Origin of the sequence: Streptomyces sp. NPDC053048, from assembly GCF_044547045.1 — a bacterium.
Classification (GTDB): Bacteria; Actinomycetota; Actinomycetes; order Streptomycetales; family Streptomycetaceae; genus Streptomyces.
Window position 1 is genome coordinate 157696 of the sequence record NZ_JBITZS010000011.1, and the last position, 17626, is coordinate 175321.

The 17626-nt window shown below is 74.0% G+C and carries 13 protein-coding genes; 8 read left to right on the forward strand and 5 right to left on the reverse strand.

All coding sequences use genetic code 11. The features are described from left to right. Positions 1-102: 102 nt before the first annotated feature. From scy to ACIG36_RS28415, 6 genes are all read left to right on the forward strand, one after another. The gene (gene scy / locus ACIG36_RS28390) at positions 103-5034 is read left to right on the forward strand and encodes a polarized growth protein Scy (RefSeq protein WP_399933747.1); all 4932 of its coding nucleotides are present in this window, start codon (positions 103-105) and stop codon (positions 5032-5034) included. 123 nt (positions 5035-5157) lie between these two features. Further along, complete coding sequence (locus tag ACIG36_RS28395) at positions 5158-6096, forward strand: cellulose-binding protein (RefSeq protein ID WP_399933750.1); 939 nt, start codon at positions 5158-5160, stop codon at positions 6094-6096. Positions 6097-6283: 187 nt separating this feature from the next. Next, positions 6284-7252 (forward strand): ATP-binding cassette domain-containing protein, encoded by a 969-nt coding sequence (locus tag ACIG36_RS28400; RefSeq protein WP_399933752.1) that lies wholly within the window; start codon positions 6284-6286, stop codon positions 7250-7252. Positions 7253-7254: 2 nt separating this feature from the next. After that, positions 7255-8025, forward strand: a complete 771-nt coding sequence (locus ACIG36_RS28405; RefSeq protein WP_399933963.1) for an ABC transporter permease — start codon at positions 7255-7257, stop codon at positions 8023-8025. Between the two features lie 129 nt (positions 8026-8154). Beyond that, positions 8155-9306 (forward strand): ABC transporter ATP-binding protein, encoded by a 1152-nt coding sequence (locus ACIG36_RS28410; RefSeq protein WP_399933755.1) that lies wholly within the window; start codon positions 8155-8157, stop codon positions 9304-9306. Continuing rightward, positions 9303-10301, forward strand: coding sequence for an ABC transporter permease subunit (locus ACIG36_RS28415; RefSeq protein ID WP_399933757.1), 999 nt, complete (start codon positions 9303-9305; stop codon positions 10299-10301). Before ACIG36_RS28410 ends, ACIG36_RS28415 begins: the two co-directional genes overlap by 4 nt. 12 nt (positions 10302-10313) lie before the next feature. Here ACIG36_RS28415 and ACIG36_RS28420 read toward each other — a convergent pair whose 3' ends face one another. Continuing rightward, entirely contained in the window at positions 10314-10646 is a 333-nt protein-coding gene (locus tag ACIG36_RS28420; protein ID WP_399933760.1) for an ATP/GTP-binding protein, read from the reverse strand. A gap of 202 nt (positions 10647-10848) precedes the next feature. On the opposite strand from ACIG36_RS28420, the gene ACIG36_RS28425 reads away from it, so the two are divergent. After that, the gene (locus tag ACIG36_RS28425) at positions 10849-11874 is read left to right on the forward strand and encodes an LLM class flavin-dependent oxidoreductase (RefSeq protein ID WP_399933763.1); all 1026 of its coding nucleotides are present in this window, start codon (positions 10849-10851) and stop codon (positions 11872-11874) included. Positions 11875-11966: 92 nt separating this feature from the next. Here the strand turns inward: ACIG36_RS28425 and ACIG36_RS28430 are convergent, their stop codons facing one another. Beyond that, entirely contained in the window at positions 11967-12359 is a 393-nt protein-coding gene (locus tag ACIG36_RS28430; RefSeq protein WP_399933765.1) for an SCO5389 family protein, read from the reverse strand. A 209-nt stretch (positions 12360-12568) separates the two neighbouring features. Here ACIG36_RS28430 and nucS point away from each other — a divergent pair, with 209 nt between their 5' ends. After that, positions 12569-13228, forward strand: coding sequence for an endonuclease NucS (gene nucS / locus ACIG36_RS28435; RefSeq protein WP_399933768.1), 660 nt, complete (start codon positions 12569-12571; stop codon positions 13226-13228). 100 nt (positions 13229-13328) lie between these two features. Here nucS and ACIG36_RS28440 read toward each other — a convergent pair whose 3' ends face one another. The 3 genes from ACIG36_RS28440 to ACIG36_RS28450 all read right to left on the reverse strand — a co-directional run bounded on the left by ACIG36_RS28440 (position 13329) and on the right by ACIG36_RS28450 (position 17577). Then, on the reverse strand, positions 13329-15959 hold the full coding sequence (locus ACIG36_RS28440; RefSeq protein ID WP_399933770.1) for an ATP-binding protein: 2631 nt from the start codon (positions 15957-15959) through the stop codon (positions 13329-13331). A 309-nt stretch (positions 15960-16268) separates the two neighbouring features. Further along, the gene (locus ACIG36_RS28445) at positions 16269-16592 is read right to left on the reverse strand and encodes an STAS domain-containing protein (RefSeq protein WP_399933773.1); all 324 of its coding nucleotides are present in this window, start codon (positions 16590-16592) and stop codon (positions 16269-16271) included. 136 nt (positions 16593-16728) lie between these two features. Beyond that, complete coding sequence (locus ACIG36_RS28450; RefSeq protein ID WP_399933776.1) at positions 16729-17577, reverse strand: 3-hydroxyacyl-CoA dehydrogenase family protein; 849 nt, start codon at positions 17575-17577, stop codon at positions 16729-16731. Positions 17578-17626 lie beyond the last annotated feature (49 nt).

Here is a 17626-nt window from a genome sequence, read left to right on the forward strand (position 1 = left end):
CGGGCTGTACCGATGATCTGACACCATTTCTTCGGAAGGGCGGGCTCCGGGTTCCACCACCGACGCAGTACGGGGCCGGCCGCCGACGCGACCAGGGGACGGATGGACCGCGCTGTGCGGGGCTACGAGCGCCAGGAGAGTCAGCTGGAGGAAGCCGACCACCTCTCGAAGTTCGAGGCCGAGATGAAGCGGCTGAAGACCGAGCGGGAGAAGGCGGTCCAGCACGCCGACGACCTCGGCTACCAGGTCGAGGTGCTGCGCGCCAAGCTCCACGAGGCGCGCCGCAATCTCGCCCACCGTCCCGCCTACGACTCGGCGGACATCGGGTACCAGGCGGAGCAGCTGCTCCGCAACGCCCAGATCCAGGCCGAGCAGCTGCGCTCCGACGCCGAGCGCGAGGTGCGCGAGGCCCGTGCCCAGACGCAGCGCCTGCTCCAGGAGCAGGCCGAGCGGCAGGCGCGGATGGAGGCGGAGCTGCACGCCGAGGCGGTGGCCCGCCGGCAGCGGCTGGACGAGGAGCTCAACGAGCGCCGCCGCACCGTCGAGTCGCACGTCAACGAGAACGTCGCCTGGGCCGAGCAGCTGCGTGCCCGTACCGAGTCCCAGGCCCGCCGGCTCCTGGAGGAGTCGCGGGCCGAGGCCGAACAGGCTCTGTCGGCGGCGCGGGCCGAGGCCCAGCGGCTGGCCGAGCAGGCCAGCGGCCGGCTCGGGGCGGCCGCCGAGGAGGCCCGTGCCGAAGCCGAAGCGATCCTGCGCCGGGCGCGCACGGACGCCGAGCGGCTGCTGAGCGCCGCCTCCGCGCAGGCCCAGGAGGCCACCGACCACGCCGAGCAGCTGCGCTCGAGCACCACCGCGGAGTCCGACCAGGCCCGCACGGCCGCGGCCGAGCTGACGCGTACCGCCGAGGCCCGCGTCCAGGAGGCCGACACGGCGCTGCGCGAGGCGCGCGCCGAGGCCGAGAAGCTGGTGGCCGAGGCGAAGGAGGCCGCCGAGCGGCGGCTGGCCGGCGCCGAGTCCGACAACGAGCAGCGCACCCGTACGGCCAGGGCGGAGATCGCCCGCCTGGTGAGCGAGGCCACCAAGGACGCCGAGGCCCTCAAGGCCGAGGCCGAGCAGCTGCGGGCGGACGCCGCGGCCGAGGCCGAGCGGCTGGTGGCCGAGGCCGCCGAGAAGGCGCGCAGCGCCGTCGCCGAGGACTCCGCCGCCGCGCTCGCCAAGGCCGCCCGCACGGCCGAGGAGGTGCTGGCCAAGGCGTCGGAGGACGCCCGTGCCACCACCAAGGCCGCCGCCGCCGAGGCCGAGCGGATCCGCAAGGAGGCCGAGAGCGAGGCCGAGCGGCTGCGCGAGCAGGCCGCGGACACCGCCGAGCAGCTCAAGGGCGAGGCGAAGGACGACACCAAGGAGTACCGGGCCAAGACGGTCGAGCTGCAGGAGGAGGCGCGGCGGCTGCGCGGCGAGGCCGAGCAGCTGCGGGCCGAGGCCGTCGCCGAGGGCGAGCGGATCCGCAGCGAGGCCCGCCGCGAGGCGCTGCAGCAGATCGAGGAGGCGGCCAGCACCGCCGAGGAGCTGCTGGTCAAGGCCAAGGCCAACGCCGAGGAGACCCGGGCCGGGGCCGGCGCCGACAGCGAGCGGATGCGCACCGAGGCGGCCGAGCGCGCGGCGAGTCTGCGCAAGCAGGCCGAGGAGGCGCTCGAGCGCGCCCGCGCCGAGGCCGAGGAGATGGCCGAGGAGGCCGAGGACCACGCCGAGCGCACCCGCGAGGAGGCCGCCGAGGCCGCCCGCCGGACGCGCGAGGACGCCGAGCGGGCCGCGCAGGCGCGTGCCGAGGAGGCCGCGGCGGAGCTGGCCCGGCTGCAGGCCGAGGCCGAGCAGCGGGTGGAGGCGGCCGAGACGGCGCTGCGCGAGGCCCGTACGGAGGCCGAGCGGCTGCGCCGCGAGGCGGCCGAGGAGACCGAGCGGCAGCGCACGGAGTCGGCGGAGCGGGTCCGCACGCTGCAGGCGCAGGCCGAGACGGAGGCCGAGCGGCTGCGGACCGAGGCCGCCGAGGAGGCGGCCGCCGCCCGCACGGAGGGCGAGGCCACGGCCGCGCGCCTGCTGGGCGAGGCCGAGAAGGAGTCGGAGCGGCTGCGCACCGAGGCGCAGGAGACCGCGGACCGGGTGCGGGCGGAGGCGAACGCCGCCGCCGAGCGCACGGCCGCCGAGGCCGCCGAGGCGCTGGCCGCCGCGCAGGAGGAGGCCGCCCGGCGCCGCCGGGAGGCCGAGGAGCTGCTCGGTGACGCCCGTACGGAGGCGCAGGCCGAGCGCGAGGCGGCGCACGAGCAGAGCGAGGAGCTGCTGGCCGCGGCGCGCAAGCGGGTCGCCGAGGCGCAGGAGGAGGGCCGCCGCCTGGTGGCGGAGGCCGAGCAGCGGGCGGGCGAGCTCGTGGCGGCCGCCGAGCAGACCGCCCAGCAGGTGCGGGACGCGGTCGCGGGGCTGCGCGAGGAGGCCGAGGAGGAGATCGCCGGCCTGCGTTCGGCGGCCGAGCACAACGCCGAACGGACCGTCACCGACGCCCAGATCGAGGCCGACCGGGTCCGTGCCGACGCCTACGCCGAGCGCGAGCGCGCCGACGAGGACGCCGCCGCCACCCGTGCCGAGGCCAAGGCCGCGGCGGACGCGGCCAAGGAGCTGGCGGAGCGCACGGTCGCCGAGGCCATGGCCGAGGCGCAGCGTGTGGAGGCCGAGGCCGTCCGCGTCCTGGACGAGGCCCGCGAGGCCGCCAACGCCCGTCGTGGCGAGGCCGCCGAGCAGGCGGACACGCTGCTGGCCGAGGCCACGAAGGAGGCCGAGCGGCTGCGCGCCGACGCGGCCCGTGCCCTCGACGAGGCCCTCGAGGCGGCCGACGCCCGCAGGGCGGAGGCGGCCGAGCAGGCGCGGATCGCGCTGGCCGAGGCCGACGAGGAGGCCGAGCGGCTGCGCACCGAGGCCGCGCGCACGGTCGACGAGGCGCGCGAGGCGGCCAACGCCCGTCGCGCGGAGGCGGCCGGCCAGGCGGACGAGCTGATCGCCGAGGCGACGGGCGAGGCGGAGCTGCTGGTCGCGGAGGCGACCGAGCTGGTGGAGACCGCGAAGGCCGAGGCGGCCCGGCTCGAGGGCGAGGCCCACGAGGCGGCCGCGGCCCACCGTGCGGAGGCCGACGCGGACGCGGAGCGGCTGCGCACGGAGGCCGCGCGGACGGTCGACGAGGCGCGGGAGGCGGCCAACGCCCAGCGCACGGAGGCCGCTCAGCAGGCGGACGAGCTGATCGCCGAGGCCGTCGCCGAGGCGGAGAAGCTGGGCGCCGAGGCCGCCCGGACGCTCGAGGAGGCCCGCGGGGCCGCCGAGGCCCAGCGGGCCGAGGCCGCCGAGCTGGCCGAGCACACGCTGGGCGAGGCCGCGAAGGAGGCCGAGCGGCTGCGCGCGGCCGCGGCGGAGAAGAAGGCCAAGGCCGACGAGCAGGCCGACGCGGTGGTCGCCAAGGCGACCGCGGAGGCCGAGCGGCTGGTGGCGGACGCGTCCGCGAAGGCGCAGCAGATGCGCACGGACGCCTCGGACGCGCTGGCGTCGGCGGAGCAGGACGCGGCGCGTACCCGGGCCGAGGCCCGCGAGGACGCGAACAAGATCCGGGGCGAGGGCCGGGCCGAGGCCGAGCGCATCGTCAACGAGGCGGCGGAGCTGACGGCTTCGGCGCAGGACGACGCCGACCGGATCGTGGACAAGGCCCGTGAGGCCGCCAACGCCCGTCGGGCGGAGGCCGCCGAGCAGGCGGACGAGCTGATCGCGGGGGCGACGGCCGAGGCCGAGAAGATGGCCGCCGAGGCGGCGCACTCGCTGGAGGAGGCCCGCCGGGCCGCCGAGGCGCACCGGGCCGAGGCCGCCGAGCAGTCCGAGCGGGCGCTCACCGAGGCGCAGGCCGCGGCGGACCGGCTGCGCGCGGACGCGGACGAGGCGCTGGAGAGCGCCCGCCGTGAGGCGACGCGGACCGCCGACGAGGCCCGTGAGGCCGCCAACGCCCGTCGCGCGGAGGCCGCCGAGCAGGCGGACACGCTGGTCGCGGAGGCGACGGCGGAGGCGGAGCGGATGGCCGCCGAGGCCGCCGAGGCGCTGGCCGCCGCGCAGGAGAACGCCAACAGCACGCGGGCGGACTCCGCGCGGATCAAGGCCGACGCCGTCCAGGAGGCGGAGCGGCTGCGCGCCGAGGCGCGTGCCGAGGGCGAGCGGACGATCGACGAGGCCCGCGACGCGGGTGCCCGGAAGCTGACGGAGGCCGCCGAGCAGGCGGACGCGCTGGTGGCGGGGGCCCAGGAGGAGGCCGTACGGGCGGCCACGGCCGCCGAGGAGCAGGCGGACGCCATGGTGGGCGCCGCCCGCAAGGAGGCCGAGCGGATCGTCCAGGAGGCCACCGGCGAGGGCAACGCGCTGGTGGAGCAGGCCCGTACGGACGCCAACACCATGCTGGCCGAGGCCCGTGGGGACGCCACCGCCATAAGGGAGCGCGCGGAGGAGCTGCGTTCGCGGATCGAGGGTGACGTCGAGGAGCTGCACGAGCGGGCCCGCCGGGAGGCGGCCGAGGCGATGCAGTCCGCGGGCGAGCGCTGCGACAAGCTGGTCGCGGCCGCCACCGAGCAGCTGGCGAACGCCGAGGAGAAGGCGGAGAAGCTGGTCTCGGACGCCCAGAGCGAGGCGAGCAAGGTGCGCATCACCGCCGTGAAGAAGGCGGACGCGCTCATCAAGGAGGCGGAGCAGAAGAAGACGGCCGCTGTACGCGAGGCCGAGCGCCTGCGCACCGAGGCTCAGCAGGAGGCCGCACGGCTTCTGGAGGAAGGAAAGCGGGAGTTGGAGGTGCTGGTCCGTCGTCGCGAGGACATTCAGGCCGAGATTTCCCGTGTCCAGGACGTGTTGGAAGCGTTGGAATCATTTGAGTCCCCGGGGGCGGGCGGCTCCAAGGACGGCGGGGTGAAGGCGGCGGCCGGTGTCGGCGCTACTCGATCGGGTGGCAAGCAGGATAGGAAGTAGCACTCAATCGAGGGGTCATTTTCCAGATTCCCCCACTGTCTACAACCATCTGCTCGATGACACGCCGCTCACGCCCCTAGGATTCCCTCTATCACCTCACAGGTCTCCAATGACAGGAACCCCATGAGCGACACTTCCTCCCCCTTCGGCTTCGAGTTGGTGCGGCGTGGATACGACCGCGGCCAGGTGGACGACCGCATTACGAAGCTCGTAGCGGACCGTGACAGCGCGCTGGCCCGGATCACCTCTCTGGAAAAGCGCATCGAGGAGCTGCACCTCGAGACGCAGAACGCTCAGGCGCAGATCAATGACGCCGAGCCGTCGTACGCGGGGCTCGGGGCACGGGTCGAGAAGATCCTCCGGCTGGCCGAGGAAGAGGCCAAGGACCTGCGTGAGGAGGCCCGTCGCGCGGCCGAGCAGCACCGCGAGCTGGCCGAGTCGGCCGCCCAGCAGGTGCGCAACGACGCCGAGTCGTTCGCGGCCGACCGCAAGGCGAAGGCGGAGGACGAGGGCGCCCGGATCGTCGAGAAGGCCAAGGGCGACGCGGCCCAGCTGCGCAGCGAGGCGCAGAAGGACGCGCAGTCCAAGCGCGAGGAGGCGGACGCCCTCTTCGAGGAGACCCGCGCCAAGGCCGCCCAGGCCGCGGCGGACTTCGAGACCAACCTGGCCAAGCGCCGCGAGCAGTCCGAGCGCGACCTGGCCTCCCGGCAGGCCAAGGCGGAGAAGCGGCTGGCCGAGATCGAGCACCGCGCGGAGCAGCTGCGCCTGGAGGCGGAGAAGCTGCGGACGGACGCCGAGCGCCGGGCCCGCCAGACGGTGGAGACCGCGCAGCGGCAGGCCGAGGACATCGTGGCCGACGCCAACGCCAAGGCGGACCGCATCCGCAGCGAGTCCGAGCGGGAGCTGGCGGCGCTCACCAACCGCCGCGACAGCATCAACGCCCAGCTCACCAACGTCCGCGAGATGCTGGCGACGCTGACCGGCGCGGCCGTGGCGGCGGCCGGGGTGCCCGGTGACGACGAGCCGATCACGCGCGGCGTCCCGGCCCAGCAGAGCCGCTGACGCGGCGCCCGCGACGCACACGACCGGGGGATCCTGTGCTCGGCGCGTCATGTGCCGCCCTGGGCGGCGCGTGGCGCGCCGAGTGGTTTTCTCCGGCGCGCGGGGCCGTTGCGGAGTGCGCCGCGCGACTTGCGCGGAGTCCGCGCCACCGGTGGCGGGGCCCGGTGGGCCCGCTTACCGTGGCTGAATGATCGAGCTCGAGGAGCTGACCAAGGACTACGGCGACGTCCGCGCCGTCGACCACCTGACGTTCACGGTCCGGCCCGGCATCATCACCGGCTTCCTCGGGCCCAACGGTGCGGGCAAGTCGACGACCATGCGGATGATGCTCGATCTGGACAACCCCACCAGCGGCCGGGTCCGCATCGACGGCCGGCACTACCGCGAGCTGCGCGACCCGCTGCGGACGGTGGGGGCCCTGCTGGACGCCAAGGCGATGCACGGCGGTCGCAGCGCGTACCACCACCTGCTGTGCCTGGCGCAGAGCAACGGCATTCCCTCCGCCCGGGTGCGGGAGGCGCTGGACACGGTCGGTCTGACCCCGGTGGCCGGCAAGCGCACCAAGGGCTTCTCGCTCGGCATGGGCCAGCGCCTGGGCATCGCGGGCGCGCTGCTGGGCGATCCGCGGATCCTGATGTTCGACGAGCCGGTCAACGGCCTCGACCCCGAGGGCATCCACTGGATCCGCAATCTGATGAAGAGCCTGGCGGCCCAGGGCCGTACGGTCTTCGTCTCCTCGCACCTGATGAGCGAGATGGCGCTGACGGCGGATCACCTGGTGGTGATCGGCCAGGGCAGGCTGCTGGCCGACACGAGCATGACCGACTTCATCGCCGAGAACTCGCGCTCGTTCGTCAGGATGCGCTCGCCCGACCAGGAGCGGCTGCGGGAGGTGCTGCACGGCGCCGGCATCGACTGGGTGCCCGGGGTGGAGGGGGCACTGGAGGTGGTCGGCGAGGACGCGGCCCATCTGGGCGAGCTGGCGGCGCGGCACCGGATCACGCTGCACGAGCTGAGCCCGCAGTCGGCGTCGCTGGAGGAGGCGTTCATGCGGCTGACGGCCGGGGCGGTGGAGTACCACGCGCACGAGAACCACCGTCCGCCGGCCGCGGCGGAGCCGGAATGGGGAGCGGACTGGCGGAAGAAGGGATCCTGACGATGGCGGTGGCGGGCCAGGTCCTCAGGTCGGAATGGACGAAGATCAAATCCGTGCGTTCCACGGTGTGGACGCTGGGGCTCGCCGCGCTGGTGACCGTCGGCATCGGCATGCTGATCAGCGCATTGTCGAGGAACGAGTTCGACAATCTCGCCCCGCAGGACAAGATCCAATTCGATCCGACGTTCATCAGCTTCGCCGGAATGGGGCTCGGTCAGCTGGCTCTGATCGTTTTCGGGGTGCTGGTGGTTTCGAATGAATACAGCACGGGAATGATCAGGACTTCGCTCGCGGCGGTCCCGCAGCGCGGCATCTTCCTCTTCAGCAAGATCACTATTGCCACGCTGCTCGCATTCGCCATCGGCATGATCACGAGTTTCGCGGCGTTCTTCACCGGCCAGGCGATGCTCGGCCCGTTCAAGGCCTCCCTCGACGACCCGGGCGTGCTGCGTGCCGTCATCGGCGGTGGCCTCTACATGACGCTGATCACGGTGTTCTCGATGGGCGTCGCGGCCATGCTGCGCAGCCCGATGCTCTCGCTCGGCATCCTGATGCCGTTCTTCTTCCTGGTCTCCGCGATCCTCGGCAATGTCTCGGCGACCAAGAAGGTGGGGCAGTACCTGCCCGACCAGGCGGGCCAGAAGGTGATGCAGGTCGTCACGGCAGGCGACGACAAGCCGTACGGGCCCTGGGGCGGCTTCGCGATCATGGCGCTGTGGGTGGTGGCCGCGCTGCTGGGCGGCTACGTGGTGCTCAAGAAGCGCGACGCGTAGGAGGCGCCGGACGGGATCACTCCTTACCCCGGCCGTACCTCGGGCATATCGGGAACCGTCAACCTCTCGTCTATCCTCCTAACCCTTACGGGGGCGCACGCCCTGACCGGAGCTCGCGAGGGGCGGAGAATGATCGAGGCAGTCGGCCTGACGAAGCGCTACGGCGCCAAGACGGCCGTGCACAACCTGAACTTCCAGGTGCGGCCCGGCGCCGTCACCGGCTTCCTCGGGCCCAACGGCTCCGGCAAGTCGACGACGATGCGCATGATCCTCGGCCTGGACATGCCCTCCGCCGGGCAGGTGACGATCGGCGGCCGGCCCTTCCACAAGCTGCCCAACGCCCCGCGCCAGGTCGGCGCCCTGCTCGACGCCAAGGCCGTGCACGGCGGCCGCAGCGCCCGCAACCACCTGCTCTCCCTCGCCCAGCTCTCCGGCATCCCGGCCGCCCGCGTGGACGAGGTGCTGGGCGTCGTCGGCCTGCAGAACGTGGCCCGCAAGCGCTCCAAGGGCTTCTCCCTCGGCATGGGCCAGCGCCTGGGCATCGCCGCCGCACTGCTCGGCGACCCGCAGGTGCTGCTCTTCGACGAGCCGGTCAACGGCCTCGACCCCGAGGGCATCCTCTGGGTCCGCAACCTGATGAAGCAGCTGGCGGCCGAGGGCCGTACCGTCTTCGTCTCCTCGCACCTGATGAGCGAGATGGCGCTGACCGCCGACCACCTGATCGTCATCGGGCGCGGGCAGCTCATGGCCGACATGAGCGTCAAGGACTTCATCTCCGCGAACTCCGCGGACTTCGCGCGCGTGCGCACCCCCGAGGGCGAGCCGGAGGCGCGCGAGAAGCTCACGGCGGCACTGGTCGCGGCCGGCGGCCAGGTCCTGGCCGAGCCGGACGGTGCCCTGCGCGTGACGGGCCTGCCCCTGCCCCGGATCAGTGACCTCGCCCACGAGGCGGACACCCGCCTGTGGGAGCTCTCCCCGCACCAGGCCTCCCTGGAGGAGGCCTACATGCGCATGACGCAGGGCGCGGTCGACTACCGCTCCACCCTGGACCAGCGCGCGGGCCTGCTGCCCCCGCCGCCCGTCCAGGGCGGCTGGCAGCAGCAGCCCGCCGCGGTGCCGCAGGGCTGGGCCGAGCAGGCCTATCCCGTCCTGCCGGGCGAGCAGCCGAACCCCTACGCACAGCAGCCCGCCGCACCCGCCCCCACTCCCCCGCCCACCGGGCCCGCGCCGCAGGGCGTGCCCGCCGACCTCACCAAGCGCGACAGCGAGGACGCCCGATGACCACCCCGCAGCAGCCCCCCGCGCCCCCGCAGAACGCCCCGCAGGTCCCGCCGCAGGCGCCGGCGGCCGCACCCGCGCCCGCGCCCGCATACGCACAGCAGGCCCCGCAGACCCACCAGCCGCAGCAGCCGCAGCACGCCCAGCCGTCGCAGCAGCCCGGCTACTGGCCCGGCCAGGCGCCCTCGGCCGGCTACGTCTCGCACATCCCGATCCGCAAGGCCACGCTCACCGACGCGCTCGCCGCGGAGTGGACCAAGATCCGCTCGGTGCGGTCGACGATGTGGACGCTGGGCGTCATGGTCCTGCTCATCGTCGGCATCGGCTTCCTGACGGCGGCCGTCGTCGCCGGCGCGGGCGACGGCGAGCTCAACAACTCCTCGCCGCTGTCGCTCGGGTTCTTCGGCGTGCTGCTCGGCATCATCTGCGTGGTCACGCTCGGCGTGCTGACCATCTCCTCCGAGTACGGCACCGGCATGATCCGCACCACGCTGACCGCGTGCCCCAGCCGCGGCCGGGTGCTGGCGGCCAAGGCCGTCGTCTTCTTCCTGCTGGCCTTCGTGATCACCCTGGTGTGCACCGGGCTGATCGCGATGGTGGACTCGGCGCTGCTGAGCGACCGCACCACCTTCCAGCCGGACGCGGATGTCTGGCTGCGGGCGACGCTCGGCGTGAGCCTGTACGTGGCCACGCTCGGCCTGCTGGGCCTGGCCGTGGGCACCCTGCTGCGGCACTCCGCCGGGTCGATCACCGTGATGCTGGGCGTGATCCTGCTGCCGATGGTGCTGTCGCTGTTCATGATGGGCGAAGCCCTCTCGGACGTCCGCAAGGCGCTCATCGAGTACTCGATCCCCATGCAGCTCTCGGCCTTCTACGCCACCGGGGCCGACCGCCTCGCGGACGGACCCACCGGCTGGGATCCGCTGTGGATCATGCTGGGCGTGGCGGCCGTGGCACTGGCCGGCGCGTACGCCTCGCTGGCCAGGCGCGACGCCTGACCCCGGCCGGAGTCAGTACCTCGGCGCGTTACGGGACCGCTGGAGCCGCGCGCTCCGGCGGTCCTTCGCGTTCCAGCAGGACTTGTGCCAGTGCCGCCGGTCGTCCACGCCGCCGCCGAACTGCGGCCAGGCCACCAGGTGCGGCACCCCCGGGGGGATCTCCTGGTCGCAGCCGGGGCAGCGGTAGTGCTTCGCCGCCGAGCCGCCGCCGATCATGCGGACCGCCCAGTCCTCGCCCTGCCAGTTCTCGGTGCGCTCGAGTCCGTACCGTGCGCCGCTGTCGTCGCGCGGGAGGGGGGACTGTCGGTCGGTCCCGCCTCGCGGGCGGTTTCGGCGCGGGGACACGGGGCACCTCGGTGGGTCTGGGGCTACGGGTCGTGACCAGCCTACGCGTCATGGTCACCACCGTGGTCCGGCGTCCCCCGACGCTGTGCCGCCCGAACTCCGATCATCATGAAAACTTCACGCACGGCCGTACCTTTGGCACGTGTCAGCCGTTATTGCCTCCAGGGGGATGCCGCGTCGGTCGCTAGGAGGAACAAGAGCGATGCGCGTTGGAGCATTTGTCCTGGCCGCCCAGTTCCCCGGTCAGGGGCACGGGGAGGCGCTGTACCGGGCCGTCCGCTCGGCGGAGGTCGCCGAGGAGGCCGGGCTGGACGCCGTCTGGCTGGCCGAGCACCACTTCGTGCCGTACGGGGTGTGCCCGTCCGCGGTGACCCTCGCCGCCCTGCTGCTCGGCCGCACCCGCACGCTCGAAGTGGGCACGGCCGTCAGCGTACTGCCCACCGCACACCCCGTGGCGCTGGGCGAGCAGGCGGCGTTGCTGCACCTCACGTCCGGCGGAAGGTTCACTCTCGGAGTGGGCCGGGGCGGGCCGTGGGTCGATCTGGAGGTCTTCAACTCAGGCCTGGGGGCGTACGAAGAGGGGTTCCCCGAGTCGCTCGAATTGCTGATGCGCTGGCTGCGGGAGCCCCGGGTGGGCAGCGCCGGGGAGCGGTTCGCCTTCCGCGAGGTGCCGGTCGTGCCCCGCCCCGACGAACTGCTGGACTCAGCGGGCCCCGGGGTGATCGTCGCCTGCACTTCGCCCGCGAGCGTGCGGCTGGCGGCGGCGCACGGGCTGCCGATGCTGCTGGGCATGCACAGCGAGGACGAGGAGAAGGCGGAGATGGTCGCCCTGTGGCGCAAGTGCGCGCTGGAGGCGGGCAGTTCGCCGGAGGAGGTGGCGGCGGCCGGCCATGTCGCGGCCGGCGTCGTGCAGATCGCCGACCGCTGCCAGGAGGCCAGGGAGACGCTGCTCAAGGCGATGCCGGGCTGGCTGCACCACGGGCTCTCGGCCCATGTGACCGTCGACGGCCGGGTCCGCAGGATGCGCGACCCGCTGGCGTACACGGAGCTGCTGTGCGAACTGCACCCCGTGGGCTCGCCGCAGCTGTGCGCGGACCGCCTCTCGGCCACCCGCGAGCGGACGGGCATCAACCGCTTCGCGCTGCTCGCCGAGGGCTCCGGCGATCTCGCGGCCACCGAGGACAACCTCCGCCGGCTCGGTGCGGAAGTGCTGCCGCTGCTGGTGTGATCCGCCGCCCCGCGATCCACCGGGCACAGGCCCCGGCGGAGCTGCCGCCCCCGTTCTCCCTCCCCCACTCGGAGCGGCAGCACAAGGACGCGTCAGCAGTCCCGGAGCTCCGGCGACTGGTTCAGCAGCTGGCCCCGCACCGAGGTGAAACGGGCCAGGCGCTCGTCCACCGAGGAGTCGACCGGGAAGACCGCCACCCGGTGGCAGTTCTGGAACGCCAGGCGGACCCCGAAGTGCCGCTGCAGCGCACCCCGGATCGCGTCACTCGCCAGGGCGCGCAGCAGCTGGCCGCGCGCCTGCTCGTCCGGCGGGGGCGTCCGGTTGTCGGCGAACTGTCCGCCTTCGACCTTGAGCCGGTCCACCAGGGAGCTGATCATCTCCCATGCGTAGGGCAGGGAGGTCCGGACGCAGTCGACGAAATCGGCTTCGTCGACCTCGCCTCGCTCGGCCTGTTCGAGGAGGGCCGGTGAGACGTCGAGCGACATGGGGTTCTCCTCTCGCGACCCCGCGGAACGGGGTCTCAGGGATGGGCGAGCGGACGACGACGCCCTGTGCCCGTACGGCGACCGCCCGCTTCAACGGTAATCCGGCCACTGCTGCCCCACCAGGAGAACGCGGACAACTGGCCAAAGCCCGAGGGGCCCTTCCAGGGCGAATCGCGTGAAGTGGCAGGAGTCGAGTAGCGTGGCTCACCATGCGTCTCGTCATCGCCCGTTGCTCCGTGGACTACGCGGGCCGGCTCACCGCCCACCTGCCCTCCGCCCCTCGTCTGATCCTGGTCAAGGCGGACGGCAGCGTCTCGATCCACGCCGACGACAGGGCCTACAAGCCCCTGAACTGGATGTCGCCGCCGTGCACCCTCAAAGAGGACGACGGCGTATGGACGGTGATCAACAAGGCGGGCGAGAAGCTCATCATCACCATGGAGGAGGTCCTGCACGACTCCTCGCACGAGCTCGGCGTGGACCCCGGCCTGATCAAGGACGGTGTGGAGGCCCACCTCCAGGAGCTCCTCGCGGACCGCATCGAGACCCTGGGCGAGGGCTACAGCCTCATCCGCCGCGAATACCCCACGGCCATCGGCCCGGTGGACATCCTCTGCCGTGACGCGGACGGCGCGACGGTGGCCGTGGAGCTCAAGCGGCGCGGCGAGATCGACGGCGTGGAGCAGCTCACCCGCTACCTGGAGCTCCTCAACCGCGACCCGCACCTGGCGCCCGTGCGCGGCATCTTCGCCGCCCAGGAGATCAAGCCCCAGGCCCGGGTGCTGGCCACCGACCGCGGCATCGGCTGCGTCGTCCTGGACTACGACGCCATGCGCGGCATCGAGGACGACAAGCTGCGCCTGTTCTGATCCGGCGCGCCGGGCTCGTCCCGGGCGTTCAACTGCATGCGGTAAGAGGGCCCGTACGGTGAGTACAGGCCCTCTTTCGCGTCGTGCGCGGCGGCGTCGACTAGGCGACCGGGGTGCCGCTGCCGCTGCCGCCGCCCGTGGCGGTGCCGCCGGGGGCGGGGCCGCTCGCCGAGTTGGAGCCGGCGCCCGTCGGGGACTGCGGCGCGGTGGTCGGCGGCTGCGGGGACGTCGTCGGGGGCTTGTCGTCCCCCGTCTTCGTCGGCGTGGGCGGCGTGGGCTTCGGGCTCTCGCCACCGCCGGGCGAGCGGGTGGGGCTCTGCGACGGGCGGCCGGGCGTGGGCGACTGCGTGGCCGGGCCGCCGCTGCCGGAGGCGGACGGCGAGGCGCTGCCGGACGCGCCGGGCGAAGTGGGTGTCCCGCTGGGCCCGGTGGTCTGGCCCGGCCGGTCCCGGCGGCCCGGGACCTGCGGGTGTCCGCTCTCGCCGGCCGCCGGTTCGTCCGCGCTCATCCCGCCGTCGCCGTCCTGCTGGGACGCCGACTGGCCGGGCTTGACCGTGTCCGAGTGGCCGCCGTCCTCGCCGCCGGTGGTAGCGCCGAGGGTGACGACGGTGCCGAGCACGGCGGCGAGGAGGGCGCCCGCGCCCGCCGCGAGGAGATTGCGCCGGTTGCCGCCCGCCATGAGCTTCTGCGCCCACGACTGCCGGGCCGCCGCACCGCGCTGCGGTACCGGCACGGGCCGCGGCGGCACCGGCGGGACGGCGGCGGCCGGGGCCCCCGCCGGACCGGACGCGGGGATCCGGCTGACGATCGTGGTGGTGGCGTCGTCCCGGTGACGTGCGGGGCGTGCCGGGGCCGGCTTGGCGGGGGGCGCGGCGGACTCCTCGCTGCGGGCATCCGGCACCTCCTCGCCGGAGGGCGTGCTGCCGGGCAGCGGGGGCAGCGGCGGCACCCCGGCGGAGGCGCCGCGGGCCGGGCCCGTGCCCGGCAGATGGCGGGCGCCCATCGCCAGGCCCGAGCGATCGGCCACGAGGGCGAGCGCCCGGCGGCCGGCGACCGCGCCGCGCTTGTCCGCGAGGACACCGCGCAGTCCGATGGAGGCCTCCAGTTGCGCGCGGGCCCGGTCGAGGTTGCCGGTGCACAGCGCGAGGACGCCCAACTCGTGGTGGAAATACGCTTCTTCGCCGACCTCCCCGGCCAGCCGCGCGGCCTCCTGGCCGGCGCGCAGGCCGCGTTCCCAGGCGCCCCAGTGCAGCGCCGCCGCGAACGCCGGGGCCGCGGTGCGGGCCAGCAGCACGGCGGCCGCCCGGTGCGCGGGCTCGCCGCCGGCGATCAGGGCGCTCAGCGCGGCGAGGATCGCGTCGGCCTCGGTGGCGATCCGCTCGGGGGTGACGGAGGGGTGGCCGGCCCACCAGGCGTAGTGCTGGGCGGCGGCGTGCGCCCGGTCGGCGGCCTCGTCGCCGTAGCCCTCGGCGAGGAGCTGCTCGGCGACGCCCGCCGCCAGCCGGTAGTGGGCGCCGGCGGGGCTGATCAGGCCGCAGGCGAGGAGTTCGCCGACGGCGGCGTCCGCGTGGGTGTCGCCGGCCAGCGCGGGCAGGTGCGCCTGGTGGGGCAGTTCACCGCCGAGCGCGACGGCGAAGCGCAGGGCGTCGCGGGCGGCCTCGTCCAGGCGGGAGGCGAGCAGCGCGGCGGGGGCCGCGGCCTGGGCGAGCGTGGGCAGCGGTGCCTCGCGCCCGTCGCCCTCCCCCTCGCCCTCGGCGGCGGCCGCCGCGTACGGCCGCTCGGCGAAGACGCCGAACTCGTCGACGGCCGTGGATCCGGGCGCCTGCCCGGTCCCCAGCCGCAGCAGCGCGCCGGCCTGGACGAAGCGCAGCGGCAGGCCCTCGGACTCGAACCACAGGTCGGCGGCCCAGTCGGCCTCGGCGTCGGTGAGCGGGCGGTCGACGGCCAGCTCGAGCAGCTCCAGGCAGCCGGTGCGGTCGAGTCCGCCGAGGAAGACCTCCTCCACGTGCGAGTCGGTGGAGGGCGCGGCGACGTCGGGGGTGGCGGCGAGCAGGAACGCGCACTCGGGGGTGGCGTCGAGGAGTTCGTCGAGCGCGCTGCCGCCGAACTCGAGGTCGTCCAGGACGACGACCGCGCCGATCTCGTGGACGGCCGCCAGCAGCTCGCCGCGGTCCAGGCGGTGCAGCGGCGCGTGGTGGACGGCGGCGAACAGGTCGTGGAGCAGGTCGGTGGGCGTGCGGCGGTAGCCGCTCAGGCGGACGACGCCGTCGGGCGCGAGGTCCGCGCAGTCCTCGGCGACGGCGTCCAGCAGGACGCTGCGCCCGGAGCCGGAGGGGCCGGTCAGCCGGACCGAGCGGCCGCGCGAGAGCAGGCGGCCCAGGCGCTCGCGCTCCTCGGTGCGGTGCAGGAGGGGCAGGTGGGGCCCGGCCTGGCGGGCGGGCGGCGGGGGCGCGGCGGCGCGGCGCAGGTCGGCGCGCTGCTCGGGGCCGTGGCGCTCGGGTCTGGCGGGCAGGGCGCCGGGCGGGCAGGGCTCTATTTCGCTGCCGTCGACGGGGTTGACCGTGAGGAGGTAGTCGCCGGTGACGAGCTGGACGACGCGCACGGGGCCCTGGGCGGCAGGGGCCTCCGGGGCCGGGGCGGACTCACGCGGCGAGCGCTGCGCGGCACCCGGTCCGGCGGGAGCCTGCTCGTCGTCGTGGAATTCCTCGGGTTCCCGGTTCGTCGGGTCCATGGTTCAGAGCCCCCAAGATGCGTGGCGTGCCGTCGTGCCCTCCGGCCTGTCCGCACTCCTTCGACCTCCGGCCGGGCGCTGCCCGTGCCGTCGATTCCGGTCCGGTGCCCGCCGTGGGCTTTCGTAGGCGGCGGGAAACCGAACAGACCTTGGCACAGTATCTACGACCGGGAGGGTGCCACGGCGCCATGGGACGTCACAGTCTCATGAGGATCGGGGTACTCGTGTCTCAGGGGGCTCACCGGGCCCGCCCGGCGCCCCGTGTTCACGCGCCCCACGGGCAGGGGCGTGGTGTGTCCACGGGAGAGGTCAGACGCGCGGCAGGGGGCGCCGCCGGTCCTCCTCCTCGATGGCGAGGATGCGGTGCAGCCGGGTGGCCACCAGGAGGCGCTGCATCCGGTCCGGCACCCCGCGCAGGACGAGCCGCCGGCCGGTGCGCCCGGCGCGGCGGTGGGCGCCCATGATGACGCCGAGCCCGGTGGCGTCCCAGGAGTCCAGCTCGGTCAGGTCGAGGACGAGGTCGCCCCGGCCGCCGTCGAGGGCGGAGTGCAGGACCGTACGGGCGTCCGCCGCGCTGCGGACGTCGAGGCGGCCCCCGACGACCAGTTCGGCGTGATCGCCCCTGATGTGCATATGCGCTCCCGGGAGTGGTGCCTGATGTGGTTGTGGCTCTAAAGAACTGACTGCCTCTCACACCACAAAGTTGCCGCTTGTAAGCGAACCGATACAAAGTTCACCCTGGAGGGTGAACTTTGTAGCTGTCGGCCCGTCAGTGCTGGTAAAAGCCCTGACCGCTCTTGCGGCCGAGGTCGCCGGCGTCGACCATGCGGCGCATGATCTCCGGCGGGGCGAACTTCTCGTCCTGGCACTCGGTGTAGATGTTGCCGGTGGCGTGCATGAGGATGTCGATGCCGGTGAGGTCGGCGGTGGCCAGGGGGCCCATCGCGTGGCCGAAGCCCAGCTTGCAGGCGATGTCGATGTCCTCGGCGCTGGCCACCCCGGACTCGTAGAGCTTGGCCGCCTCGACGACGAGCGCCGAGATCAGACGGGTGGTGACGAAGCCCGCGACGTCCCGGTTGACGACGATGCAGGTCTTCCCGACGCCCTCGGCGAACTCACGGGCCTTGGCGAGCGTTTCGTCGCTCGTCTTGTAGCCGCGCACCAGCTCGCACAGCTGCATCATGGGCACGGGCGAGAAGAAGTGCGTGCCGACGACGCGCTCCGGGCGCGAGGTGGCGGCCGCGATCTTGGTGATCGGGATGGCGGAGGTGTTGGAGGCGAGGACCGTCTCGTCCTTCACCAGCGTGTCGAGGGCGCGGAAGATGTCCCGCTTGGTGTCGATGTCCTCGAAGACGGCCTCGACCACGATGTCCGCGTCGGCGGCCCCGTCGAGGTCGGTGGTCGTGGTGATCCGCGCCAGCGCCTGCTCGGCGGCACCGGCCTCCAGCTTGCCCTTGGCGACGAACTTCTCGTACGAGGCCTTGATGCCGTCCGTACCCCGGCGCAGCGCCGCGTCGGTGACATCCCGCAGCACGACGTCCCATCCGGCCTGGGCAGAGACCTGCGCGATCCCGGAGCCCATCAGTCCGGCGCCGATGACGGCGAGCTTCTTGGCCACGACTGTCCCCTTACTCCCTGTGCATGTACCTGTTCATCTACGGCTCTCC